This is a genomic window from Alitiscatomonas sp., from assembly GCF_037242085.1.
Classification (GTDB): domain Bacteria; phylum Bacillota; class Clostridia; order Lachnospirales; family Lachnospiraceae; genus Alitiscatomonas; species Alitiscatomonas aceti.
Genome location: NZ_JAXXBR010000114.1, coordinates 16947 through 42980 on the forward strand (window position 1 = coordinate 16947; position 26034 = coordinate 42980).

General features: G+C 50.6%; 21 protein-coding genes. 19 read left to right on the forward strand and 2 right to left on the reverse strand.

Annotated features, from left to right (window positions below; translation table 11 throughout):
- The first annotated feature begins 116 nt into the window (after positions 1 to 116).
- The 13 genes from ppdK to WIH05_RS11895 all read left to right on the forward strand — a co-directional run bounded on the left by ppdK (position 117) and on the right by WIH05_RS11895 (position 18316).
- The gene (gene ppdK, locus WIH05_RS11835) at positions 117 to 2756 is read left to right on the forward strand and encodes a pyruvate, phosphate dikinase (protein ID WP_022273225.1); all 2640 of its coding nucleotides are present in this window, start codon (positions 117 to 119) and stop codon (positions 2754 to 2756) included.
- A gap of 125 nt (positions 2757 to 2881) precedes the next feature.
- Positions 2882 to 4360 carry a PLP-dependent aminotransferase family protein gene (locus WIH05_RS11840; protein ID WP_022273224.1) on the forward strand — a complete coding sequence of 493 codons (1479 nt, stop codon included), beginning with the start codon at positions 2882 to 2884 and terminating at the stop codon, positions 4358 to 4360.
- Positions 4361 to 4381: 21 nt separating this feature from the next.
- On the forward strand, positions 4382 to 5359 hold the full coding sequence (locus WIH05_RS11845; RefSeq protein WP_337425428.1) for a glucose 1-dehydrogenase: 978 nt from the start codon (positions 4382 to 4384) through the stop codon (positions 5357 to 5359).
- 15 nt (positions 5360 to 5374) lie between these two features.
- Positions 5375 to 6757 (forward strand): aminomethyl-transferring glycine dehydrogenase subunit GcvPA, encoded by a 1383-nt coding sequence (gene gcvPA, locus WIH05_RS11850; RefSeq protein ID WP_022273222.1) that lies wholly within the window; start codon positions 5375 to 5377, stop codon positions 6755 to 6757.
- A 4-nt stretch (positions 6758 to 6761) separates the two neighbouring features.
- Entirely contained in the window at positions 6762 to 8321 is a 1560-nt protein-coding gene (gene gcvPB / locus WIH05_RS11855; RefSeq protein ID WP_337425429.1) for an aminomethyl-transferring glycine dehydrogenase subunit GcvPB, read from the forward strand.
- Positions 8308 to 9429: an ATP-NAD kinase family protein gene (locus tag WIH05_RS11860; RefSeq protein WP_022273220.1), complete on the forward strand. Its 1122-nt coding sequence runs from the start codon at positions 8308 to 8310 to the stop codon at positions 9427 to 9429. Before gcvPB ends, WIH05_RS11860 begins: the two co-directional genes overlap by 14 nt.
- A gap of 27 nt (positions 9430 to 9456) precedes the next feature.
- Positions 9457 to 11061 carry an amidohydrolase gene (locus WIH05_RS11865; RefSeq protein WP_022273219.1) on the forward strand — a complete coding sequence of 535 codons (1605 nt, stop codon included), beginning with the start codon at positions 9457 to 9459 and terminating at the stop codon, positions 11059 to 11061.
- A gap of 31 nt (positions 11062 to 11092) precedes the next feature.
- The gene (locus WIH05_RS11870) at positions 11093 to 12190 is read left to right on the forward strand and encodes a TRAP transporter substrate-binding protein (RefSeq protein WP_022273218.1); all 1098 of its coding nucleotides are present in this window, start codon (positions 11093 to 11095) and stop codon (positions 12188 to 12190) included.
- 29 nt (positions 12191 to 12219) lie between these two features.
- The gene (locus WIH05_RS11875) at positions 12220 to 12726 is read left to right on the forward strand and encodes a TRAP transporter small permease (RefSeq protein WP_022273217.1); all 507 of its coding nucleotides are present in this window, start codon (positions 12220 to 12222) and stop codon (positions 12724 to 12726) included.
- The gene (locus tag WIH05_RS11880; protein ID WP_022273216.1) at positions 12716 to 13993 is read left to right on the forward strand and encodes a TRAP transporter large permease; all 1278 of its coding nucleotides are present in this window, start codon (positions 12716 to 12718) and stop codon (positions 13991 to 13993) included. Before WIH05_RS11875 ends, WIH05_RS11880 begins: the two co-directional genes overlap by 11 nt.
- A 915-nt stretch (positions 13994 to 14908) precedes the next feature.
- Positions 14909 to 15289 (forward strand): helix-turn-helix transcriptional regulator, encoded by a 381-nt coding sequence (locus WIH05_RS11885; protein WP_022273215.1) that lies wholly within the window; start codon positions 14909 to 14911, stop codon positions 15287 to 15289.
- Entirely contained in the window at positions 15286 to 16689 is a 1404-nt protein-coding gene (locus WIH05_RS11890) for a DUF2812 domain-containing protein (protein WP_337425430.1), read from the forward strand. Before WIH05_RS11885 ends, WIH05_RS11890 begins: the two co-directional genes overlap by 4 nt.
- 25 nt (positions 16690 to 16714) lie before the next feature.
- Positions 16715 to 18316 carry a D-aminoacylase gene (locus WIH05_RS11895; protein WP_022273213.1) on the forward strand — a complete coding sequence of 534 codons (1602 nt, stop codon included), beginning with the start codon at positions 16715 to 16717 and terminating at the stop codon, positions 18314 to 18316.
- A 128-nt stretch (positions 18317 to 18444) separates the two neighbouring features.
- Here WIH05_RS11895 and WIH05_RS11900 read toward each other — a convergent pair whose 3' ends face one another.
- On the reverse strand, positions 18445 to 18816 hold the full coding sequence (locus WIH05_RS11900; protein ID WP_022273212.1) for a metal-dependent transcriptional regulator: 372 nt from the start codon (positions 18814 to 18816) through the stop codon (positions 18445 to 18447).
- 203 nt (positions 18817 to 19019) lie between these two features.
- Here WIH05_RS11900 and WIH05_RS11905 point away from each other — a divergent pair, with 203 nt between their 5' ends.
- Genes WIH05_RS11905 through WIH05_RS11915 form a run of 3 tightly spaced genes read left to right on the forward strand, consistent with a single transcriptional unit; the run spans position 19020 to position 20360 of the window.
- On the forward strand, positions 19020 to 19301 hold the full coding sequence (locus WIH05_RS11905; protein WP_022273211.1) for a DUF2325 domain-containing protein: 282 nt from the start codon (positions 19020 to 19022) through the stop codon (positions 19299 to 19301).
- 17 nt (positions 19302 to 19318) lie between these two features.
- Positions 19319 to 19909, forward strand: a complete 591-nt coding sequence (locus tag WIH05_RS11910; protein ID WP_022273210.1) for a DUF3793 family protein — start codon at positions 19319 to 19321, stop codon at positions 19907 to 19909.
- 19 nt (positions 19910 to 19928) lie between these two features.
- On the forward strand, positions 19929 to 20360 hold the full coding sequence (locus WIH05_RS11915) for a flavodoxin (protein ID WP_158358445.1): 432 nt from the start codon (positions 19929 to 19931) through the stop codon (positions 20358 to 20360).
- Between the two features lie 29 nt (positions 20361 to 20389).
- On the opposite strand, the gene WIH05_RS11920 is transcribed toward WIH05_RS11915, so the two are convergent.
- Complete coding sequence (locus tag WIH05_RS11920; RefSeq protein ID WP_022273208.1) at positions 20390 to 21700, reverse strand: hypothetical protein; 1311 nt, start codon at positions 21698 to 21700, stop codon at positions 20390 to 20392.
- A gap of 443 nt (positions 21701 to 22143) precedes the next feature.
- Between WIH05_RS11920 and gdhA the strand changes: the two genes are divergently transcribed.
- From gdhA to WIH05_RS11935, 3 genes are all read left to right on the forward strand, one after another.
- Positions 22144 to 23496 (forward strand): NADP-specific glutamate dehydrogenase, encoded by a 1353-nt coding sequence (gdhA, locus tag WIH05_RS11925; RefSeq protein WP_022273207.1) that lies wholly within the window; start codon positions 22144 to 22146, stop codon positions 23494 to 23496.
- A gap of 201 nt (positions 23497 to 23697) precedes the next feature.
- Entirely contained in the window at positions 23698 to 24666 is a 969-nt protein-coding gene (locus WIH05_RS11930) for a hydroxyacid dehydrogenase (protein WP_022273206.1), read from the forward strand.
- A gap of 79 nt (positions 24667 to 24745) precedes the next feature.
- The gene (locus tag WIH05_RS11935) at positions 24746 to 25924 is read left to right on the forward strand and encodes an amidohydrolase (RefSeq protein ID WP_337425431.1); all 1179 of its coding nucleotides are present in this window, start codon (positions 24746 to 24748) and stop codon (positions 25922 to 25924) included.
- The last annotated feature ends 110 nt before the right edge of the window (positions 25925 to 26034 follow it).

A 26034-nucleotide genomic window follows, 5' to 3' on the forward strand; every position in this document is an offset into this window, starting at 1 on the left:
TTCCAAACCATATGTCCTGGCAGCGGACATGGGAAAACGCATGGCAGGAACCGGGAAATGGAGAAACTAGTCACGTAGAAACTTTTCTACAAATTTGATAGGAGGAAGAAAAACTTATGGCAAAGTGGGTTTATAAGTTTGAAGAAGGTAATGCTTCGATGAGAAACCTTCTCGGCGGTAAAGGCTGCAACCTGGCTGAGATGACGATCCTTGGCATGCCGATCCCGCAGGGCTTTACTGTTACGACAGAGGCCTGCACCGATTACTACAACAGCGGCAAGCAGATCACAGAGGAGATCCAGAACCAGATCTTCGAGGCTATTACATGGTTAGAGGGCGTAAACGGAAAGAAATTCGGTGATACCGAAGATCCGTTGCTGGTTTCCGTTCGTTCCGGTGCAAGAGCATCCATGCCGGGTATGATGGATACCATCTTAAACCTTGGTTTAAACGACGTGGCTGTTGAGGGCTTCGCAAAGAAGACCGGCAATCCGCGTTTCGCATATGATTCTTACAGAAGATTCATCCAGATGTACTCTGACGTTGTTATGGAAGTTCCCAAGTCCTACTTCGAGAAGATCATCGACGAGATGAAAGAGGCAAAGGGCGTTCATTTCGATACAGAGCTGACCGCTGACGACTTAAAGGAATTAGCAAACAAGTTCAAAGCCGTTTACAAAGAGGCTATGAACGGGGAAGAGTTCCCGCAGGATCCCAAGGAGCAGTTAATGGGTGCCGTTAAGGCTGTATTCCGTTCCTGGGACAACCCGCGTGCCATCGTATACCGTCGTATGAACGATATTCCGGGCGACTGGGGTACCGCTGTAAACGTACAGACCATGGTATTCGGAAACAAGGGTGAGACATCCGGTACAGGCGTTGCCTTCACACGTAACCCCTCCACTGGCGAAAAGGGTATCTTCGGTGAGTACCTGATCAACGCCCAGGGTGAGGACGTGGTTGCAGGCGTTCGTACACCGCAGCCCATCACCCAGCTTGAAAAAGACCTTCCGGACTGCTACAAGCAGTTTATCGATCTTGCAATGAAGCTGGAGAACCATTTCCACGACATGCAGGATATGGAGTTCACCATCGAGGAAGGCAAATTATACTTCTTACAGACACGTAACGGTAAGAGAACTGCTCCGGCTGCGATCCAGATCGCCTGCGATCTCGTAGACGAGGGACAGATCACTCCCGAGGAGGCTGTATGCAGAATCGAGGCTAAGTCTCTTGACCAGTTATTACATCCCACCTTCGATCCGGCTGCATTAAAGGCTGGCGAGGTGATCGGACAGGCTCTTCCGGCTTCCCCGGGTGCAGCAGCAGGTAAGGTATGCTTCGACGCAGAGACTGCCAAGGCTGCAGGCATCGGCGGCAAGGGCGAGAGAGTGATCCTGGTTCGTCTGGAGACATCTCCGGAGGACATCGAGGGTATGCACGCTGCACAGGGTATCCTGACTGTACGCGGTGGTATGACCTCCCACGCAGCAGTAGTTGCCCGTGGTATGGGTACCTGCTGTGTATCCGGCTGCGGCGAGATCAAGATCGACGAAGAGAAGAAGGAATTCTCCCTTGGCGGATATACCTTCCACGAAGGCGATTACATCTCCTTAGACGGAACCACAGGTAAGATCTACAAAGGCGATATCCAGACTCAGGAGGCTTCCGTTGGCGGAAACTTCAAGAGGATCATGGACTGGGCTGACAGCTTCCGTAAGCTGGGCGTTCGTACCAACGCAGATACACCGGCTGATACTGCAAACGCAGTGAAGCTTGGCGCTGAGGGTATCGGCCTCTGCCGTACCGAGCATATGTTCTTCGAGCCCGAGAGAATCCACAGCTTAAGAAAGATGATCCTTTCTGATACCGTTGAGGCAAGAGAGGCTGCATTAAACGAGCTGATCCCGTTCCAGAAGGGCGACTTCAAGGGCATGTACAAGGCTCTGGAAGGAAGACCGATGACCGTTCGTTACTTAGATCCGCCGCTGCATGAGTTCACTCCGAAGACAACTGAGGAGATGGCTGACCTTGCAAAGGATATGGGTCTGACTGTTGAAGTTGTCAAAGCAAAATGTGATGAGCTCCATGAGTTCAACCCGATGATGGGTCACCGTGGATGCCGTCTGGCTGTTACTTATCCGGAGATCGCAAAGATGCAGACCCGTGCCGTTATGGAGGCTGCCATCGAGGTTAAGGAAGAGTGCGGCTACGACATCGTTCCGGAGATCATGATCCCGCTGATCGGTGAGAAGAAAGAGCTGAAGTTCGTTAAGGACATCGTTGTTGAAGTTGCTGAGCAGGTTAAGAAAGAGAAAGGCTCCGACATCCAGTACCATATCGGTACCATGATCGAGATCCCGCGTGCGGCTCTGACAGCCGGACAGGTAGCTGAAGAGGCAGAGTTCTTCTCCTTCGGTACCAACGACCTGACACAGATGACCTTCGGCTTCTCCCGTGACGACGCCGGCAAGTTCTTAGATTCCTACTACAAGGCTAAGATCTACGAGTCCGATCCGTTTGCAAGACTTGACCAGACAGGTGTTGGCCGTCTTGTGGAAATGGCTGTAAAGGAAGGACGCGCAACCCGTCCGGAGCTTAAGTGCGGTATCTGCGGCGAGCACGGCGGAGATCCGTCTTCCGTAGAGTTCTGCCATAAGGTAGGCTTAAACTATGTATCCTGTTCTCCGTTCCGTGTGCCGATCGCAAGACTGGCTGCTGCCCAGGCTGCTCTGCACGAGAAAGGATATAAATAGGATTGGGATCACCGTAAGGTGAAAAAACAGAGGGGGTTCTGGCTGTTGGGCCAGAGCCCCTTTTTTTCAAAGCAGACATCGCATCCGGCGGATGGATCATAAAAAAGGACAGAGGAGGGGTAGATTTGTCCTCTTTCAATAAGAAAGCGGCAGAGACTGTTACGATTGACTGGAAGCCGAACAAGAATCTGGATGTTCCTTTGTATGCACAGATCGTCACATATTTTACAGACAATATCTCCACCGGAAATTGGACTGGAGGACAGAACGTGCCCTCCCAGCGTCAGCTGGCCAGGGAATTCGACGTAAATCGAAGCACGGTAGTAGAAGCCATTGCAGAACTGATCTCCATGGGACTTCTGGAAACAAGCTATGGCGGGGGGACGAAAGTAACACGGGACAGCTGGCTGCATATGATGCATGCGGATTCCTCTCATTGGAAAAATTATGTTGATGCGGGGAATTTTTATTCCAATCACTCAGCCGTCCAGCTGATCAACCGGTTTGAATTTGAACCGGGGTATATCCGGATGTGTACGGGGGAGCTGTCGCCGGATATCATTCAGAAAGGGCTGGTAAAGAGGGCGCTGGATCATCTTTCTGAAAAGGACCTGGAGCTTAATTATTCCAATCCCTATGGTTCTCCAGGGTTGAGAACAGCCATCCGGAGTCATTTAAGAGGAAAGGGGATCGAAGTGCCGATCTCTAATATACTGGTAACATCAGGAGCATTACAGGCGCTTCACCTGATCGCTTCGGGGATGGTACCTCCGAAATCCAGGGTTTATGTAGAAAGCCCCTCCTATCTGGAATCTCTGAATATTTTCCAGTCTACAGGGTCTTATCTGGTTCCGGTTCCTATGGACAGGAGCGGGATCCTGCCCTGGATGATTCCAGGAACTTCCAAGGGAACGGCACTGCTTTATACAATTCCCACGTTTCAGAATCCAACGGGAAGGACCATGCCTCTGGAGAGGCGAAAGGAGCTTCTTCTGTGCTGTTTAAAAAATAATATACCAGTCATAGAAGATGATACATTGTATGACCTGTGGCTGGACGAGGTACCGCCGCCTCCCTTGAAGTCTTTGGATGGGAACAATAATGTGATTTATATTGGAAGCATGTCAAAATGTTTTTCTCCTGGCCTCAGAGTTGGATGGGTCGTGGCGCCTGAGGGGGTTATACGGCGTCTCGCAGATGTGAAGATGCAGATGGATTACGGCGTAAGCTCCCTGTCCCAGCAGATCGCCCAGGAATTATTTGAGAGCGGACTTTATGAAGAGGGTCTGAAAAATATACGAGATTCCCTGAGGGAAAGGAGAGATCAGATGGGTCAGCTTCTGGAAAGGTATTTTTCTGATCTGGCTGTCTGGAATCTTCCATCGGGAGGTTTCTTTATATGGCTGCGGCTGAAGGGGAAGGTTCTGGCCCAGCAGGTGTTTGAGAGCGCACTGAAAGAAAAGATCCTGGTTCCTCCAGGAAGTATTTATGATGCAGATTGTTCTTCCTGTATCCGTCTCAGCTACGGTTTTCTGGGCGAAGAGGAGATGGAGTCGGGAATGGTGCATTTGTCGGATATAATCCGGCGGTTAAATTTAAATTAAAACAAAAGAAGAAGAACTGTTGTGTTTGTAAAATTGCAATCACAGCAGTTCTTTTATTGTCTAAAAACCGATATATTTGGTTGGTATTTTTTTGTAATTTGGTTGGGAACAAAAAAGGATTGTGCATATACAATAAAAATAGAGATAAAAACAAATGAGAATTATCCAAAATATATAATAGAAATTCAGGAGGAAAAGAAGCAGATGGGAAAACTGGATGGAAAAATTGCAGTTGTCACAGGGGCAGCCCAGGGAATCGGGTATGGATGCGCGAAGGTCATGGCAAAGCATGGAGCGACCGTAATCCTGGTGGATTTTTCTGAAAGTGTCGCTTTGGCAGCAGAAGAGATCCGAAATATGGGATATAAAGCGGATCATTTCCGTGTGGATGTGAGCAGTCTGGAGGATGTCCAGAAAATGGCAGATGGGATCATAGAAAAATATGGTAAGATCGATATACTTCATAACAATGCGGGAGTCAACCGCAGGGTGAGATTTGAAAACCTGGATGTGAAGACCAGAGATTTCATTATGGGAGTCAATATCCTTGGAGTATGGAATATGACAAAAGCAGTTTATCCATATATGCTGAAGGAAAAATATGGCAGGATCATCAATACGTCTTCTGTAACAGGAACCAGGGTCGTTGACGAAGGGCAGACGACTTATGCACTTACAAAAGGTGCGGTATCGAGTTTTACAAAAGCTCTGGCATACGAAGCCGGTCCGTATGGCATTACTGTTAATGCGGTCCTTCCGGGGTGGGTACGGACTCCAAAGGTTGAGCAGGTAGCCGCAGACAGCAGGCCAGAAGATCCGGAAAGCGCACTTAGGGATATGGCTGGTTTTATTCCCTTAAAAAGATTGTGTGATATCGATGAAATTGGGGATCTGGTCGCTTTTCTGGCTTCAGATGAAGCAAAATATATCACAGGAACCGAAATGGTCATTGACGGAGGGAGCACCCTTCCAGAAACATTTGATATTTTACACGCATAAAGGAGGAAAAATTCAATGCTGCATTATCCTTATATTCCTAACTCCAACGAAGCGGTCCGTAAGGAAATGCTGGACTTCATTGGAGCGGAGTCAGTGGAAGAAATCTATGCATTCATTCCTGATGAAGTGAGAATGAAACGGCCGCTGGATCTTCCAGAACCTTTTACATCGGAAATGGATCTGAAAAAGCATGTGGACAGTATTTTAATGAAGGACAGCACCTGTGATGAAAACATAAGCTTCCTGGGGGCAGGATGCTACAACCATTATGTACCCGCAGTATGTGATGAAATAAATGGAAGATCTGAATTCCTTACGGCGTACAGCGGCGACACTTATGCGGATCATGGAAAGCTCCAGACATTCTTTGAGTTTACCAGTATGATGGGGGAACTGTTGAATATGGATGTTGTCAGCTTCCCCACATATGACGGAGGGCAGGCCGCTTCCACAGCAGTTATGATGTCACACAGAATTAATCATAGGAAAAAGGTGCTGATCCCGGAAACGATGAATCCCAATCTCCTGTCACAGCTGGAATGTTATTGTGAGGGAGTGGATCTGATAAAAGTCAGGCCTCTGGAAAACGGACAGATCGATCTGGAGAATCTGAAGGGAAAATTATCCGATGATGTTTCCTGTGTATTTATTCAGAATCCGTCCTTCCTTGGATTTTTTGAGGAGCAGTGCAAAGAGATCGGATGCTTAGCCCATGAAGCTGGTGCACAGTACATTGTATATGCGGATCCGGCTTCGCTGGGGATCATTTCCGCACCAGCGGATTATGGGGCAGATATTGCATGTGGAGATATCCAGCCGCTGGGGATCCATATGAGCTATGGAGGGGGATTAGGCGGATATCTGGCAACAAGGCAGGAAGAGCAGTATGTGATGAACTATCCCCATCATTTATACAGTATATTTAAGAATTCAAAAGGAGAATTTGGATATGCCAGAGCCCTTCCCGAGAGGACCAGCTACTACGTCAGGGAAAAAGCCGTTGAGTACTTGGGAACCTGTGTGGGCCTGTGGGCTGTGACAGCGGCTGTTTACCTGGCGGTCATGGGACCGGAAGGCATGAAGGAAATGGGGGAAAATATCCTCTATAAATGCAATTATGCGCAGAAAAAGCTGGAAACAGTGGAGGGAATCCGTCTGCCATACAAAGAAAGCAGAGGATTTATGGAATTTGTCATCAATGTGGACGGCACAGGAAAGACCGTTGCCGAGATCAACAAAGAACTTCTGAAATACAGGATCTTTGGAGGATATGATCTGAGCCGGCAGATGCCTTCTATGGGACAGTCCATGCTGGTCTGCGTTACCGAGAAAACAGATTTTTCCGATATTGATACGCTGGCAGAAGCTTTAAAGAAGATTTTATCAAAGGAGGAGTAAGGAAATGTCAGATCCGAAATTACGCAATTTCCATGAAGCAAAATGGGATGAGCCAGTGATCTTTGAACAGAGCGTGACGGGAAGCCGCAGCATTCTGTTTCCAGATGTGTCCCAGAAGGCGATGCCAGTGACAGGAGATGTGTCAGATCTTATCCCAGATCATCTGAAAAGACAGAAAAGTCCTGCACTGCCAGAAATGGCCCAGCCACAGGTACTGCGTCATTATCTCCGGCTGTCCCAGGAGACCATCGGCCAGGATATTAATATTGATATCGGTCTGGGTACCTGTACTATGAAATACAGCCCCAAAATCAATGAACAGTTTGTCCGCTCTTCTAAGTTTACAGAGATGCACCCATATCAGGATGATGACACGGCTCAGGGAATCTTGAAAATCATATATGATTTTGAACAGATCATGAAGGAAATTTCTGGTCTGGATGCTGTTTCCTTTCAGGCTGGCGGCGGCGGACAGGGAATTTACGCCAATGCGGCTGTGTTAAAGAAATACTTTGAGGATAAAGGCGAGGCGGATCAGAGGACCCAGATCATCACCACCATCCTGTCGCACCCTCTGGACAGTGCGGCCCCTGCGACAAAGGGGTTTGAGGTGATCAGTCTTTACCCGGATGAGAATGGCTATCCCAGCCTGGAAAATCTGAAGGCTGTGGTATCAGAGAAAACTGCTGGAATTTTTATTACAAACCCAGAGGACACCGGAGTGTTTAACCCCATTATCCGTGAATTTGTGGATGTGGTCCATGAGGCAGGCGGATTATGCGTCTGCGATATGGCCGACTATAACGGGCTCTTCGGTCTGGTACGGGCCAAGGAGTTGGGAGCCGATATGTGTCACTTCAATCTCCATAAAGCGTTTGCGTCCCCCCATGCATGCATGGGACCCGGCTGTGCAGCCCAGTGTGTCAGCGCGGAACTGGAGAAATATCTCCCCAGACCCAGGGTACGGTTCGATGGAACCAGATATTACACAGATTATGACGATGAAAGCTCGGTGGGAAAGATCCGCCAGTTCCAGGGAAGTCTGGCAGCTGTACTGCGGGCATACTCCTGGGTTATGAGCCTTGGAGTGGATGGACTGAAAGCTGTCGCGGAGACGGCGATCCTTAATAACAATTACATGATGAAGCGGGTATTGAATGAAGTACGCGGTATCTCCATGTCATGGGCAGAGGAAGCTCCCAACCGCCTGGAGCAGGTGCGGTATAGCTTTGAAACGCTTTTACAGGAAACCGGCGTGGATGCAGAGCATGTGAACCGCCATATGCTGGATTTCGGATTCCAGAGATTTTTCCCGAGCCATCATCCGCTGATCGTACCGGAGCCATATACGCCGGAGCCTACGGAGTCCTATTCAAAGGCTGATATTGACGAATATGTGGCGGCACTGAAGAAAATCAGCGACGAAGCATACAGTACTCCGGAGGTAGTTCTGACGGCGCCTCATAATGGTCCCATTTCAGCGTTGGAAAATGATCATATTGAAGCCGTGGACCAGCTGGCGGTTACATGGCGGTCCTATCTGAAGCAGCATGGCAGACCGTAAGGCGGTGATCGGTCTGGTGATCAATCCCATTGCCGGCATGGGCGGAAAGGTGGCCTTAAAGGGAACCGATGGGAAGGAAACGCTGGATAAGGCCAGAGAGAGAGGAGCCAGACCGGAATCGCTGAAAAAGACGGAAAGGGCGCTGGAGAAGCTGAGGCCCTATTCGGGACAGCTTCAGCTTCTCACGGTTTCCGGGACGATGGGAGCTGCGCTTTGTGAAAAAATGGGTTTTTCCTACACGATAGTTTATGAAAGTAGGGAAGAGACCACGGAACATGATACAGTGGCGGCAGCAGAGATCATGACGGAAAAAGGTGTGGATCTCCTCCTGTTTGCGGGAGGAGACGGCACAGCCAGAAATATATGCCAGGCTGTTGGAGAACGCGTTCCGGTTCTGGGGATTCCTGCGGGAGTAAAGATCCAGTCTGCTGTGTTCGGGCTTACGCCGGAAGCAGCCGGGGCCATGGCGGCTATGGTAGCCCAGGGACTTCCCGTATCCATGTCGGAACGGGAGGTAGTGGATCTGAATGAGGATGAATACAGGAAGGGACGTGTTTCTTCAAAGCTTTATGGTTCGCTCAGAGTCCCATACGAACCATCCTATGTCCAGAACATGAAACAGAGCGGTTTTTCTTCTGAAAATGACCAGATGGGAGGGATCGCTGCATATCTGGAAGAAAAAATGGAAGATGATATATTTTATGCCATTGGATCGGGATCTACTGCCAAGTGTATTTCCAGACGGCTCGGAATTGACTATGAGCTTCTGGGCGTTGATCTGGTCCGAAATAAAAAATTAGTAAAAAAAGACATGACGGAAGAGGAACTGTGGGAGATAGCTTCTGGGAATCCTGTCCGGATCATAGTTTCCCCCATTGGGGGACAGGGATTTATTTTTGGAAGAGGAAATCATCAGTTCAGCGCCCGCATTTTAAAGGTCGTGGGAAAAGAAAATATTCAGGTGATCGCACCGGAATCAAAACTGATCTCGATCCCTGGACACACATTACATGTGGATTGTGGAGACGAATATGTCGAAAAAAGTCTGAATGGATATTATAATGTATTATGCGGATATGGATATTTTCATTCCTTCCGGTGCAAATAAAAATGAAAGGCAGGTGGAGGAAGCGTAATGGCGACTGTATATGTGAACGGAACGGTCTATACCATGCGTCATGAAGGCGATCAATGCACGGCATTTGTGGTGGATGACGGAAAATTTATGTATTGTGGGACGGATGAAGGAGCCAGGGCTTTTGGAGAAGGATGCCAGGTGGTAGACCTGAAAGGAAAGACCGTTATACCAGGAATGATCGATACTCATCAGCACTTATTTGCGTACGCGAGAGATCTCCTGAAATTAAATTTAAAGGGGGCAGGATCCAAAAAAGAGCTGCTGGAAATGATTCGGGAAAGAGCTCTGCACACACCCGAGGGAGAGTGGATCCTTGGAACCGGATTTGACCACGAGAAGTTTACCGACCAAAAAGAACTTCCCACCAGGGAGGAGCTGGATCTGGTGTGTCCGGATCATCCGCTGATCATTACCCGGTACTGCCTTCATGTGAATGTGGCCAATTCTCTTGCTTTAAAAGCAGGCGGGATCGGACGGGGGTTCCAGGCAAAGGTGGAAGGCACGGTAGAGTTTGATGCAAATGGAGAACCTACGGGGACTTTAAGGGATCAGGCAGCGGCGGATATTATCGCAGCGATCCCGGATCCTTTGGCCACGCTGGAGCGAAAGAAGGATGCAGTGGAAAAGGCGTGCCATGAGCTGAACAGCCATGGGCTTACAGGAGTCCATGCAATCCAGGGAATCCACTGTAACCTGCCGGAATATACGGATGTGTACCAGGCTCTGGCAGATGACGAGCGCCTGACTGTGCGGGTGTATCTGGGATATGATGAACTTCCTGGCTGCCATATCCGTACAGGACTTGGGGATGAGATGGTCAAATACGGGTTCTATAAGCTGTATGTGGATGGAAATATGGGAGGAAGGACAGCGCTTCTGTTTTCTCCTTATTCCGATGATCCGGATTTCACAGGGATCCCCAATTACACCCAGGAGGAGCTGGATCAGAAGGTAAGGACTGCTTATGAAAGGAATATCCAGGTGGGAGCCCATGTGATCGGCGACAGAGCTGCTGATATGCTGACGACGGCCATTGAACGGGCGTACAGGGAAAATCCAAAGCCGGACCCGAGGTTCCGCATGATCCACATGTCCCTGCTGAATGAGGACATAATTTCCAGGATCGCGGACCTTCCGGTGGTTCTGGATATCCAGCCCATGTTTGTATCTACCAATGTGCGATGGTCGGAGAGCCGGGTAGGCCATGAACGTTCCAGATATCACTATTGCTGGAGAACACTTCTGGATAACAATATGATCCTGACAGCGGGATCCGATTCGCCGTGTGAGTCTTACGATCCCATGGACGGCATCTATGCCGTTACAACCCGGTGCGGGATGGATGGATACCCGGAGGGAGGCTGGTTCCCGGAAGAAAAGGTGACGGTGTACGAAGCATTGGAAATGTATACAAAGAACGCGGCGTATGTTTCCTTTGAAGAGGATCTGAAAGGAACCATTGAAACTGGGAAGCTGGCAGATTTTGTGATACTTAATAAAGATTTATTCCATACGGAGCCGGAAAAGATCAAGGATATCCAGGTTGAAAAAACATATCTGGGCGGACGGATGGTATATGAAAGAGGAAGCGGCCTGCAATGAAAAAATAACGACGAGAAAAGGAGAGGTTACTATGAAAAGAACATTAAGTGTTGTCCTTGGAGCAGCTATGGTTTTCTCACTGGCGGCATGCGGAGGAAAAGGCGGAGATCCGTCATCAGAGACCAAGGCACAGAATGCGGAGGCTGATACTGCCAATACGGCTTCGGCCGATCCGGGGCTTGAAACAGAGATCACTTCCACAGATCCGATTACGATCCGCCTGGCTTACGATGTGGCAGAATCCCATCCGTCCCACAAAGCATTTGTAGAGAAGTTCCAGAATGCGCTGCAGAACGCCAGCAATGGGAATATCACTGTGGAACTTTATCCCAATTCCCAGCTGGGCTCCCTGGCAGAAAATATGGAGGCGATGCGGATCGGAGATCTTGAAATGGCTGCATTGAATGATTCCATTGTTGCGGGTATTGTACCAGAGTACAATCTGGTAGGCCTTCCTTTCCTCTGGACATCCCTGGATGCAGCTCATGAAGCCATGGACGGAGATTTTGGACAGGCTCTGGACAAGAAGCTGGAAGAGCAGGCAGGGATCACAACACTCGCATGGGGAGATGTGGGATTCCGTAATCTGACCAACTCCAAACATTCGGTCACTTCGCCGGATGATCTGAAGGGATTAAAGATCCGTACCATGACAAATAATCTGCATGTGGAATATTTTACGGCCCTGGGAGCGATTCCGACGCCCATGTCCTTCTCTGAACTTTTTACTGCCTTGCAGCAGAAAACAGTGGATGGACAGGAAAATCCTACGGCACTGATCTACAACAATGCTTTATATGAAGCCCAGAAATATATGAGCGTTTCCGAGCATGTTTTTACAGCGGTGGCTCTTAATATTGCTTCTGATTTTTACAACAGTCTGCCAGAGGACTACCAGGCAGCGATTAAAGAAGCGGCAGAGAATACCATGGAGTATCAGCGGGAGCTGATCACAGAAGAGAATGAAAGTCTTCTTTCTGAAATCGAAGCGGCCGGTGTGGAAGTGACGGTCCTTACGGATGAGCAGAAGGCGGCTTTCCAGAAGGTAGCTGAGGATACCGTTTACAAGACTGCCGCAGAAACCTATGGACAGGAACTGATCGATATGGCTGCAAATCATAACAAGTAGCTGCGTTTAAGAAGAGGAGATGTCTGCTTATGAAGGTCCTGAAACTGATAGATGAAAAGCTGGAGGAGATTTTCCTGGTCATCATTCTCATCGCGGCGGTTGTGATCGTGGCCATGCAGGTTGTGACCCGGTATGTATTTAAAATTCCGCTTCCATGGAGCGAAGAGATCGCCCGTTATCTTTTCCTGTGGCTGACCTGGGTGGGGGCTTCCTATGCCACCAAGGAAAGAAAACACGTAAGCATTGATCTTGTGTATGAGAAGCTGCCGGAAAAGGGGCAGATGATCTGTAAAGTGATCACTAATATTATATGGATGGCATTTCTCCTTATGATGGTGCAGCTTTCCATGAAACTGACCCTGAGCGTGGCCTCTGGCGGCCAGACAGCTACCGGCAGCGGGATTCCCATGTGGATTCCCTATGCATCTATCCCCACCGGCATGGGGCTGATGGCTTTTCGGCTGATACAGAACTGCTATAAGGATGTAAAAGCGTATACAGAAAAAAAGAGGGAGGCGAATGTGAATGGTAATTAAGATTCTCGTCCTGTTTGGAACCATGTTCCTTCTCATGATGATCGGCTCTCCCATTGCAGTAGCTCTGGGAGTAGCTACCATGGTTACCATGACAGCTACTACAAATATCAGTCTGACAACCATGTCGACGGCCTGTCTGAGTGGGCTGGATTCCTTTCCTCTGATGGCGATTCCCTTTTTTATGCTGGCCGGAAATCTGATGAAATCAGGCGGCATATCCAGAAGGATCCTGGATTTTGCTGATGCCGTCGTGGGCTGGGTAACGGGAAGCGTCGGAATGGTAACTGTCGTGGCATCCATGTTTTTTGCGGCTCTTTCTGGTTCATCTCCGGCAACTGTGACAGCAATTGGAGGCATCACGATTCCGGAGATGAAAGATGAGGGATATGATCCTGCATACGCTACGGCCATTACAGCGGCAGCAGGTACCATTGGCGTTATCATTCCTCCAAGTATTCCGTTCGTTATCTACGGAGTTGCCGCCCAGTGTTCGATCTCGGATCTTTTCCTGGCTGGTATTATTCCAGGGATTCTCATTGGAGTAGTGCTTATGATCGTAAACTATGTGACGGCGAAAAAACATGGATTCGGACATACAAAAAAGTTCCATGCGGGTCATCTGCTCCGTACTTTGGGAGATTCCATATGGGCGCTTCTGGTACCGGTTATTATCCTTGGAGGAATTTATGGAGGAATCTTTACCCCTACGGAATCAGCAGTAGCGGCGATCCTCTATTCCATTTTTGTAGGCGCATTTATTTACCATGAACTGGATCTGAAGAGTATTTTAGAAGCGTTTAAAGAAACGGCGCTGATCAATGGGCAGACCACATTTCTGGTTGGAATTTCCATGGCATTTGCAAGATTTCTGACTATGTCCCAGGTTCCAGGAACCCTTGCAAAGGGTATTTTAGGTATCAGCAATCCCATTGCGATTCTTCTTGTGATCAACCTGTTTCTTCTGGTGGTAGGATGCTTTATTGATAATATTTCTTCCACAGTGATCCTGACGCCGATCCTTTTGCCGATCGTGGCAGGGATCGGGATGAGTCCGATCCAGTTCGGTATCGTTATGACTGTGAATCTGGCTATTGGATTTATTACGCCTCCCTATGGATGCAATCTGTTCTTCGCATCTGCGATCTCAAATGTATCGGTAGTCGATATTGCAAAAAAGATACTGCCAATGATTGGCGTTATGCTGATCGTTCTGATGGCGCTGACATTTATACCGGCGCTTTCCGTAGGAATATTAGATTTTCTGTAAGATAATGACATGTGATGAAGGGCACAGAGTATGAATGCTTTCGTAACCCGTGTCATAGATGAAACAATGAAGCAGGATGGCAGGAAAGGACCTGATAAGGAATAGTACACCGGAAAAGCATATGCATTCCCCTGTGGTCCCGCCCCCCGTTACTGTGGTTTCCTGCCTGCTCCATGTTTTCATTCCACATGACGAGCTGCCGGACTGTCTGACATTTGGTTATCAAGTACAGATATCTCTTATGAGGTATGCAGGTAGAGAGTGTGAAAAAGTGGGTTTTCCTCTTACATCCCGCCTTCGGAGATGCCCTATTGATAATAGAAAAGGGAAGGCCAGAGCGATACGGTTAAAATCTTACATTTTATAAGCCGTCACTATTGACAGTAGTGGCGGCTATTTCGTTCCCAGGAAGATTGTATAACAGGATCATACGGGGGCTGCAATGAACATTCCAATCTGGAACAAGTTCTGATATGTAGAATACATTGGCTTGCCCTCTTTTCTTTTATCTGGAGTGTTAGCCCCCTCCGAAGATGGGAAGCCAGGCCGCCCTTATGCACTCAGATTTTCTGCATTGCCGGTATAGCGCACTTTTTCCGGTTTCTCGATCATATCATTCTACTTTTCCTGTCTGCGCTGGTAAAACGTCGTTTTTATCGATCTGTTCCCCCATAGCTTTTTCCCTGTACTTTAACTTCGTAATGACCACCAGGACCAAATCTTTTGCACAATAGAAGATTTGTCACAAAACTACGGCTCCCAGATCTGAAAACATTGTCTTTGGCTGATTTATTGTAAATCCATATCAGGATTTTTTGTTGACAACCTCGATTATCGAGTATACAATAAAATTACAGATACTCGATGATCGAGGTTATGAACGGAGACAAGATCCACATATAAAGGAGGGATGGCATGGCGAGAGAAAAATTCCACACGCTGACAGAGCAGATGTTTTACGTCCTTCTCTGCCTGGATGAGGAGTGCTGCGGGACGGATATCCTGGACCGGGTGCCGTCCATGACCGGGGGCCGGGTGACCGTGGGATCCGGAACGCTTTATAACCTGTTGGAGCAGTTTTCAGAGGCCGGGATGATCCGGGAGACAAAGGTGGAGGGGAGACGGAGAAGCTATCTCCTCACTGACGCGGGAAGGGAGCGGCTGGGCCGGGAATATGAAAGGATCTGCGCTCAGGCCCGGGATTACCAGGAGATATTCGGGAACAGAAAGGCGGAACGGGAGGTTCTGGACACAGGCTGGGAGGGCCCCATGACGGGAAAGGAGGCGCTGGCATGAAGGACAGAAAGAGACAGCTGGAAAACCTGGCTTTTTATGATAAGGCAGCCATTGAAGACCGGGCGGCCCATATGGCGGAAAAAGGATGGCTGGTGGAACAGCCGGGGCCGTATTTCTGGAAATACCGGCGGATCGAACCAAAGAGGCTGGCAGTGAACGTGGTCTATTTTCCCAAGGCTTCAGAGTTCGATCCCAGCCCCACCGAGGGCCAGATACAGTTGGAGGAGCTGTGTAAAAGAGACGGCTGGATCCTGGCGGCCCGCTGGGGCCAGATGCAGATCTTTTATAATGAGCAAAAAGATCCGGTGCCCATTGAAACCGATCCGGTGATCCAGGTGGAGACCGTCCGGGCGGCCATGAAAAAGGGGATGCTTCCAGGCCGGCTTCTGCTGGCGGGACTGAGCGTGATGCAGCTTATGATGCTGGGCTGGCAGCTTTGGGAATCCCCGGTGCGCTTCCTTTCAAGACCGGCCACCGCGTATATGATCCCGGTCTGGTTCCTGGTCCTCTGCGCTGTTTTATGCGAGCTCTGGGGATTCCTGGCCTGGACAAGGCGGGCGGAGAAAGCGGCAGAAAATGGCAGATTTTACGGGCTCCGGGGGAACCGGAGACTGTCCCTGGCTCTGGCTCTCCTGGCTCTTTTCCTCAGCGGGCTGATCCTCTGCCAGATGAGCGGCGGTCCATGGGGGACAGCGTGGCTGGCGGTGGTTCTGGGCGGGATCATGGCCATGACGGGTGCTGTCATATATATCCGGGAGCGTATGAAGAAACGTGGGGCCTCCCGGAAAAAGAATCTCTTTTTTACCATTGGTCTGACAGTGATCATGTCCTTCTGCTTTGTGGTGGCCCTAACGGCCATGGTATCTTCTGTGGGGATCACGAAGCGGAGCAGGCCTGTGGGGACCTATGACAAGGGCGGCTGGGAGATGGAGGTGTATGACGATCCCATTCCCCTGGAAATGAAGGATCTGAGGGATGCGGGCTGCGATCAATGGTCCACTATGGCGGACCGGGCGGAGACGATATTCCTGGCCCATACGGAATACAGCCAGCAGCCCCTGACAACGGACCAGTCTGTCCCAGATCTCCGCTATGAGGTGACGGAGGTAAAGGCTGGCTTTTTATACGGCTTTTTAAAGAAACGGCTGCTCTGGGAGCAGCAGGACGTGGTGACCGACCAGAAGGTGGTCATGGCATATCACTACAAACCGGTGGATCCGGCTCCCTGGAAGGCCCTGGACGCATACCGGGTATACTGGAGAGACAGCTATCTGAACGTATATCTGGTATTTTATGAAGACAGGATCCTGGAGATCCGGTTTGGCTGGGAGCCGTCAAAATGGCAGATGGCCGCGGCGGCGGAAAAGCTGGCGGGGAAAGTGGAAGAAGGTAAAAAATAATATAAAATAAAAAGGAGAAAAAGGTATGTATGATCTTTTAATCAAAAACGGAACCGTAGTGGATGGAACGGGAGCGCCCCGTTTCCAGGCGGATGTGGCTGTGAAGGACGGGAAGATCGCCAGGATCGCTCCGGAAATTGCAGAAGAGGCGGAGACGGTGATCGATGCCAGGGGGCTGGTGGTGGCTCCCGGCTTCATTGATACCCATACCCATTCGGACGGTACGGTCTTCAGCCCGGAGACCACAGGCTACAACCATCTGGAGGATGGGGCCACCACGGAGCTGGCAGGCCAGTGCGGTTCCATGGCAGCTCCGTATTACGGGGAATTTGATCCGTCCCATGGGATCTCCAAGGAAGAATATGAGAGGATCTGTGAAAGCTATACTTCTTACTTTGCATATGTGGACAGCATCCCCCACGGCGCAAACCTGGCGTTTTTTGCAGGCCAGGGCCCCATCCGCGGCAAGGTCATGGGCTTTGGCGACGGAACTCCGGATGAGGAACAGCTGGAACAGATGCGCAGTCTGATGCGGGAGGCCATGGAATGCGGCTGTCTGGGCTTTTCCACGGGCCTTGTATACACGCCGTCGGTGTTTGCCGGCACCCATGAGTTGGTGGAGATCGCCAAGGTAGCCCATGAGTATGGCGGCGTATACACCACACATATCCGCGGGGAGGGAAACCAGCTGAAGGAATCCATCGAGGAGGCCCTGGTCATCGGCCGGGAAAGCGGGATCCCTGTGAATATCTCCCATATCAAGGTCATCGGCCGTCAGAATGAGGGAAACAGCCGGGACATCATCCGGTATATTGAAGAGAACCAGAAGGCCGGAATGACCATCACCGCCGACCAGTATCCGTTCACCGGAGGCTCAGCCCCGCTGATCTCCCAGATCCCGCCCAAATATCTGACCGCAGGAAAGGCCGAGGGACTGCGCTGCCTGGCAGAGAGCGCAGAGCTGAGAAAGCAGGCGGAGTGGTCCATCTTCCATGAGGCCCATGAGTTTGAGAGCAACATCTACTCCGCGGGCTATGAGGGCTGTCTGATCGCCGGCGCATATAAAACAAAGGAGCATATCGGAAAGACTCTGGCGCAGCTGGCAGAGGAACAGGGAAAGACTCCCTTCGACGCCTGCATCGATCTGCTGGCGGCCAACGACGGTATTGTCCAGGGCATTTATTTTTCCCAGAACGACAGCGACCTCTTAAACTTCATGAGCCAGCCCTGGGTGATGTGCGGCAGCGACTGGAGCGATTATGGAGCGGTGGTGGATCGTGAGAAGAAGTATGGAAGCCATCCGAGAGCCATGGGAACCATGGCCCGCCGCCTGGAGCTGATCCGGGACAACGGCCTCTGGACGCTGGAGGACGCCGTTTACCGTCTGACCGGCATGCCGTCAGAGGTCTACGGACTTCCCATGATCGGTAAGCTGAAAGAGGGGCTCAACGCCGACATTACGGTCTTTGATTATAAGAATGTCCGGGCCAACGCCGATTACGACCATCCGTTCCGCAAAAACAACGGGATCGAATACGTCATCGTAAACGGAAAGACCGCGGTAAAGAATGGCGAGTTTACGGGAGTTAAGAATGGAAAGGTCCTTCGGATGAAGAGGGAGAGATAGGAGAAAGCTGTAAAAAGCTTTTTAAAGAGAAATCGCTGAGGCCGTGAGGCTTCAGCGATTTTTTTTCGTGGGTCTTACCTAAAATGCGTTTATGGGATCACAATGGATCCCATTTCCTGCCCTGTCCTTTATACGGACGTCTGCTTTAAATGGTCCTTAATGGCGGCAAAGCTCTCCTCGCTGATGACATGCTCGATCCGGCAGGCATCCTCGGAGGCAGTCTCTCTGCTGACGCCCAGGGATTCCAGCCACTGGGACAGGATCCTGTGGCGCTCATAGATCATTTCCGCGATCTTTTTTCCAGGGGGAGCCAGGGTAATGTGGCCGTTTTCGTCCACGCGGATATGGCCGCTGTTGCGGAGATTCTTCATGGCCACGCTGACGCTGGGCTTGGAAAATCCCAGCTCATTGGCGATATCGATGGAACGGACGTATGGCTTATCCAGACTGAGGACCAGTATGGTCTCCAGATAATTTTCTGCTGATTCCTGTATTTTCAAACGAGCACCCCCAAAAACATTTTGCAGTGATACCGGAGACCAAAAGCCGTCCGCCCGGCATCTTTTATGACCAGTATAGCATAGGAAGATCCGTGGGTCAAATTGAAAAAGCTTGACAAAAAGGTTAGCATGTGCTAACTTATAAGCATAAGTTAGATAGAGCTAACTAAAATAGAAATCACAGACCGGGAAGGAGAATGGATATGAGCGTTGTGATCGTTGGAGGCCATGACCGGATGGTCAGGCAGTATAAGGAAATCTGCGAGGACCATCAGTGGAAGGCGAAGGTATTTACCCAGATGCGGACCGGACTGGATAAACAGATCGGATGTCCCGATCTTCTGATCCTGTTTACCAGCACGGTGTCCCATAAAATGATCCGCAGCGTACTGGATGGGATCGACGAGGCCAGGACCAGCGTCGTCCGCTGCCACACCAGCAGTAAGAGTGCCCTTACAGAGATCCTGGAGAATCACAGCGTTTAAGGAGGGAGGAGAGACTCATGAGCGAGGAAGCTTTTCGCATTATGACGCAAATGGATCTGGAGGGGGCTGAGACTCAGGCAGTGCTCCAGTGCGCGCCGCTCCTTACGGGGATCAAAATGTCCAACCTCCTCCATGTCCGGGAAGGGCAGCAGAGGGAGGTGGCTTCCATGTTTGAAGCAACGCCGGTCTCCAGCCGGATCCTCTATAAAAAGAATGGCCGGATCTCTGTTTTCCTATACAGGGAGCAGAGGCTGAAGCGTTTCCTTTCGGTGGGAAAGGTGCGGAGGCTTCTGGATTCCTTTGGATACAGGGGCATGGAGCTTCCGGAGATCCTGTCCAGGCTTTCGGACCGGTATCAGCGCCATATGGACGGCAGGGGAGACTTCCCCCATGAGATCGGTCTCCTTCTGGGATATCCGCCCGAGGATGTGTCCGGCTTTATCGAAAACGGAGGAAAAAATTTCCTCTGTTCCGGCTACTGGAAGGTCTATAAGGACCCCGCCAGGGCAAGAAGGATCTTTGACGGATACGACAGGGCCAGGGAGGCGGCCATCCGTATGGCGGGAAACGGGACCGGGATCCGGGACATTATAAAATATACATCATAAATCACAGGAGGAAGAATCAATGGATATGATCATCATCGCGTACTGGACACAGACAGGAAATACAAAGGCCATGGCAGAGGCTGTGGGAGAAGGCGTGGAAATCGCCGGGAAAAAGGCGGACGTGCGTCATATTTCGGAGGTGTCCATGGACAGCCTGAGAGAGGCGCAGGTATTTGCCATGGGCTGCCCGGCCATGGGGGCTGAGGTGCTGGAGGAGGGGGAGATGGAGCCCTTTGTGATGGAAGTGGAGGGCTTTGCCCAGGGAAAGAGGATCGGTCTGTTCGGCTCCTACGGCTGGGGAGACGGCCAGTGGATGCGGGACTGGGAGGAGAGGATGAAAGCGGCTGGAGCCGTCCTTGTGGGAAGAGAGGGTGTCATCGCCAACGAAGCGCCGGACGAGGACGCCCTGGAGCAGTGCAGGGCCCTGGGACGGGAGCTGGCCTCCATTTAGAAAGCGCGCCTTCCAGGGCAGCCTGCATTTTAGAAAAAGGCATCGATGAACTGTTCTTTTAAGAAACGGTATTGTCTTGTGGGCCGCCCCTTTCCCTCCTGGCGGAGGGGTTCGATCTCTTCAATGAGACCGGAGTCCAGGAGCTGCTGCAGGATCCGGTTGCAGCTGCGGCTGGTGATGTTCAAAAGCTGGGACAGGGAGGCAGCGGTGACCACGGCATCATTGTCCATCTGGAACAGGCCCACGATCCTCAGAAGATTGCTCTCATTGATGCCGTTTTTCTGGGAGTAGGCCAGAGCCTTGGTATTGGAGTAGCTGTAATTTAAATTCCTGGTAAGAGAGAGTGGGCCGGTGAGGACATTTTCATCTCCGTGGATAATGAACCCGTCGTTCTTTCCGTAACGGATGGCCTCCTGGAGGGCCTTTTCCGCCTGGTAATGGCTCTCCCCCAGGGAGTTCCCGAAGCCGGCGCCCAGGCGGAATTCCAGGTCTCCCTTCTGGTCCAGATAGGAGATCAGATCCTGGATCCGGTCGAAGCTCTTCTTATAAAGATCCGTGTCCATGTCCAGCTCGAACCGGTTGGATACGGAGCGGATGGCAAAGTCATAATGGTATTCCCGGCGGAAGTCCAGAAGATATTTGTGCAGGGTGATCTCCAGATACTCCCGGTCCTGGGAGGTGATGTGCTCCGGATAGATCAGCTTCACCAGGACGATGAGCTTTGTGTCCTGGCTCTGCTGCTTCAGGCGGATGGCATTGACCGCGCTCTTTATGGAGTCACGGATCATCTCCTCTGTGGGCAGGATATGGATGTATGGGATCTTCAGCTTATTGAGCACGTTGAGCTGGTTGGTGGTCCGGGTCAGCATGATATCGATCTTTCCGCCTTTCCACAGCTCCTCGGCCCGTTCCTTTAAGGTCTCATAATTGTATACGGGATTTTCAAACAGGTAAGGCATGTGGGCGGGGGCCAGATACTGCTTCAGGTTCATATAATCGTTGACCGGCGTCAGGAAATCGATGTAGACGCGGGTCAGCGGGATATGAGGATACCGCACCACAAAGTTTAAAAGGATGGACAGGATGTGCTTATCCTCATAGGAGATCAGGGTACAGGGGACCTTGATATCCGGTACATGGGTCAGCATGTAGGAATAGCCCAGCTCCCCGGAGAAGAACATAACGTCGCAGGAATCCTTGCACTGTTCGTAAATATCCTCGATCTCCTCCAGGCGGTCATACACATATTTATGGAAGAGACAGCCGAAATCCTTCATTGCAATGGCACGGTCGATGAGATCCATGGATTTCTGTGGGCTTACGATGCTGATGGTGATCATGGAAACGCTCCTTTCTGAGGCGCAAAAAGTCTTTTAATGACAGTTATGTCGATAAATCGCTTTGCAGTAAAATCGTATCACAGATTCTTGACAATGTCAAAAGCGTATGTTAAAATGAAGACAAATAAAAGACGTGAAATGCATAAGTCCGAAATAAAAGAGCTTTTCTGCTGTTTACTTTCCGCCGAGGGAAACGGATGATACGGAGGGGAAACGGAATGGACAAGGGTAGCGATATCCTCGAAACTCCGCAGAACTGCTGGATATTACATATTTTTTCTGAACAGTAGGGACAAAAGATGGAAATATCCTCCCGGAGTGGCTCTTTTATAACCTTAATTGGGACGCAGGTGTCCCATAAAAGCCTTTATGTATTCCGAGTCTCTTATTTTGTGCAGAGCACAGGGGTTAAGTAATCCAAATTTTAAGGAGGTATTTGCGAAATGAGCAAGTATATTGACAGAGTATTGGCGGAAGTTAAAGAGAAAAACGCAAACGAGCCGGAATTCCTTCAGACTGTTGAGGAAGTGTTAGGAACCTTAGCACCGATCGTTGACGCTCATCCGGAATATGAGAAAGTTGCCCTTCTTGAGAGAATGGTAGAGCCGGAGAGAACCATCGAATTCCGTGTTCCGTGGGTTGATGATAATGGCCAGACACATGTTAACCGCGGCTACCGTGTACAGTTCAACGGCGCAATTGGACCGTACAAGGGAGGCTTACGTTTCGCTCCGTCCGTAAATCTGTCTATCATGAAATTCTTAGGTTTCGAGCAGACATTCAAAAACAGCCTTACAACACTCCCCATGGGCGGTGCAAAGGGTGGTTCTGACTTTGACCCCAACGGTAAGAGCGATGGAGAGGTTATGAGATTCTGTCAGTCCTTCATGACTGAGTTATACCGTCACATTGGTCCGGATGTAGATATCCCGGCTGGTGACCTTGGCGTAGGCGCTCGTGAGATCGGCTATCTGTATGGCCAGTACCGTAAGATCCGCGGTGCATTCGAGAACGGCACGATCACAGGTAAGGGACGTTCCTTCGGTGGTTCCGTGATCCGTCCGGAGGCTACTGGTTACGGCGCTGTTTACTACGTAGAAGCTGTTATGAAACATGAGAACGATACACTGGCTGGCAAGACAGTTGCAGTATCCGGCTTCGGTAACGTTGCATGGGGTATCTGTAAGAAGCTTGCTGAGTTAGGCGCAAAGGCAGTTACACTGTCTGGTCCGGACGGATACATCTACGATCCCGACGGAGTTGTAACAGAAGAGAAGATCAACTACATGCTGGAAATGAGAGCATCCGGACGCAACCGCGTTCAGGATTACGCTGACAAGTTTGGCGTACAGTTCTTCCCGGGTGAGAAGCCGTTCGGTCAGAAGGTTGACATCGTTATGCCGGCAGCTATGCAGAACGACGTTCACATGGCAGAGGCTGAGAAGATGGTTGCCAACGGTCTTAAGTACTACATCGAGGTTGCCAATATGCCGACAACAAACGATGCTCTTAAGTACTTAATGAGTCAGCCGAATATGGTTGTTGCTCCGTCCAAGGCTGTAAACGCAGGCGGCGTTCTCGTATCTGGTCTTGAGATGAGCCAGAACTCCGAGAGATACTCCTGGACAGCTGAGGAAGTTGACTCCAAGTTACATCAGATCATGACTGGTATCCATGATGGATCTGCAGAAGTAGCTGAGAGATACGGCTTAGGCTACAACCTGGTTGCAGGTGCTAACCTGGTTGGCTTCCAGAAGGTAGCTGACGCTATGATGGCTCAGGGTATTGCCTGGTAATTAGCTGGCAGTCTATTGAGTGTCTTAACTGAATCCAACTGAAATATTGGGGGCTGTTACGGGTAAATATGCCCGCGGCGGCCCCTTATATATTCCTGGCAGCAGAGGCTTGTAAACCTCTGGTACCGGCGGGGGCGAGAGATCAGAACCCGAAATCCGTTAATATCAATACGATGTACAAATAGGAAGGAAGTATTGGAAATGGCATTTACAGTTTTTTACACCGTTCAGATCAGCGACGTTGCAACAAAGATCTTTGAAGCAGCGGGTGGAAAAGCCGTTGTAACAAACCACTTTTTCGACGAGGCTGGCTACATTGAGGAATTAAAGGCATTAAAGCCGGAAGCGATCATGTGCCGTACAGAGCCCATTACCGCAGCGATGATGGACGCCGCCGGCCCCAATTTAAAGGTCATCGGCAAACAGGGCGCAGGCCTCGATAATATCGACATTGCAGCAGCCACAGAAAGAAAGATCCGCGTGGTATACGCACCGGGCCAGAATGCCCAGTCCGTTGCTGAGCAGGCCGCATTCTTAATGCTGGCATGCGCACGCCGCTATAATTATGTAGACAGACAGTTCCGTTCTGGAAACTACAAGGTACGTTTCGGCCTGACCAATACCTATGAGCTTCAGGGAAAGACCCTGGGTCTTGTGGGCTGCGGCCGTATCGGACGTATGTTAGCCACCATCGCAAAATGTGGTTTTGGCATGAATGTGATCGGTTATGATCCGTTCTTAAAGCAGGAGCAGCTGGGCGACCTGATCACACTTGTGGAGAGCCAGGATGAAGTATTTAAGCAGGCAGATTTTGTGAGCCTCCATACTCCGCTGACTCCGGAGACAGAGCACAGCATTGGTATGAGAGAATTTAAGCTGATGAAACCGACGGCTTCCTTCATCAACGCCAGCCGCGGCGAGGTCGTAAACGAGGCAGAGCTGATCCAGGCTATGCAGGAGAATGTGATCACCTGTGCCGGTCTTGACGTAACAGAGAAAGAGCCGCTGCCGTTGGACAGCCCGTTATACAGCCTTGACAATGTGATCCTGACACCGCATACTGCAGCTACCACAGAGCAGTCTGTGATCCGCTGCTGCGAGACCGTTGCCAACGACATCTGCGCCGTTGTTGACGGGAAAGATGCAAAGTTTGCAGCGAACAAGTTCTAAAAACAGAAAACCATAAATGGGAGGGAACTCCAGCGGCCGGGCCACTGGGGCCCTTCCTTTTTAATAAGGAGGGGATGGCATGGGTACGATGACAGAATCCGCAAAAGCGCTGCTGCCGGAGCTTATAAAGATCCGCAGGGATTTCCATGAATATCCGGAGCTTTCCGGAAAAGAGGAGGAAACGGCTAAAAAGGTGGCTGCTTATTTAAAGGAAATGGGCTGCGACCAGGTGATCGAGCATGTGGGAGGCCATGGCGTCATCGGCGTGATCAAGGGCGCTTCGGAAGGCGGCGTGGTGGCTCTCCGGGCAGATATGGACGCTTTGCAGATCCAGGAGATGAATGAGACGGAGTACAGATCCAGAAACGACGGCATCATGCACGCCTGCGGCCATGATAACCATATGACCGGGCTTTTGGGAGCGGCAAAGCTCCTTTTAGAGCGGCGGGACCAGATCCATGGTACTGTAAAGCTGGTGTTCCAGCCGGCAGAGGAGTTGTCTCCCGTGGGCGGCTCCAGAGGGATGCTGGAGTCCGGATATCTGGATGACGCGAAGGCGGTCTACGGACTTCATGTATGGCCGGACCTTCCCCATGGAAAGGTGGGAGTAAAGGCAGGTCCCTTAATGGCTGCCACCGACCACTTTACCATTACGATCCACGGAAAGACGGCCCATGGAGCAAAGCCGGACCAGGGCATTGACGCGGTGGTCCTGGGAGCCCAGTTTGTTATGGCGGCCCAGTCCATCGTCAGCCGGAAGGTGGATCCTCTGGATAATGCGGTGGTCACATTCGGGATCTTCAATGCGGGAACCAGGTATAACATCATTGCCGGAGAGTGTGTTCTGGACGGGACCGTAAGGACCCTCAACGAGAACACCAGGGATATGATCGAGGATTCCATGAGAAAGCTCCTGGACGCCATCTGCCTCCAGTCCGGGGCCACAGCGGATATCGTATACGGACGGGGATATCCGGCCCTGGTCAATCACGAAAGGGATGCGGTCCTGATCAAAAAGACGGCTGTGTCCTTATTTGGAGAAGAGGATGTGGTGGATGTTAAGAATCCCGCCATGCCCGCCGAGGACTTTTCCTTCTATCTGAGGGAGAAGGAAGGAGCGTTCGTATGGCTGGGAACCGCCCAGGAGGGAAAGACTCCATGGCCGCTCCACAACAGCCGGTTCGACGTGGACGAGGATATTTTATGGAGAGGGGCCGCGCTTTTAGCCCAGACGGCCATCGACTATCTGAACGCATAAGCGGAGAATTTTATGGGAAGCCGGGGGAAGACTCCGGTTTCCTTTTTCTGTTTTATATTTTTTTGAACCTTTTGACGGCTTCAGTCCTCTATATAGCAGGTGCACCAAAT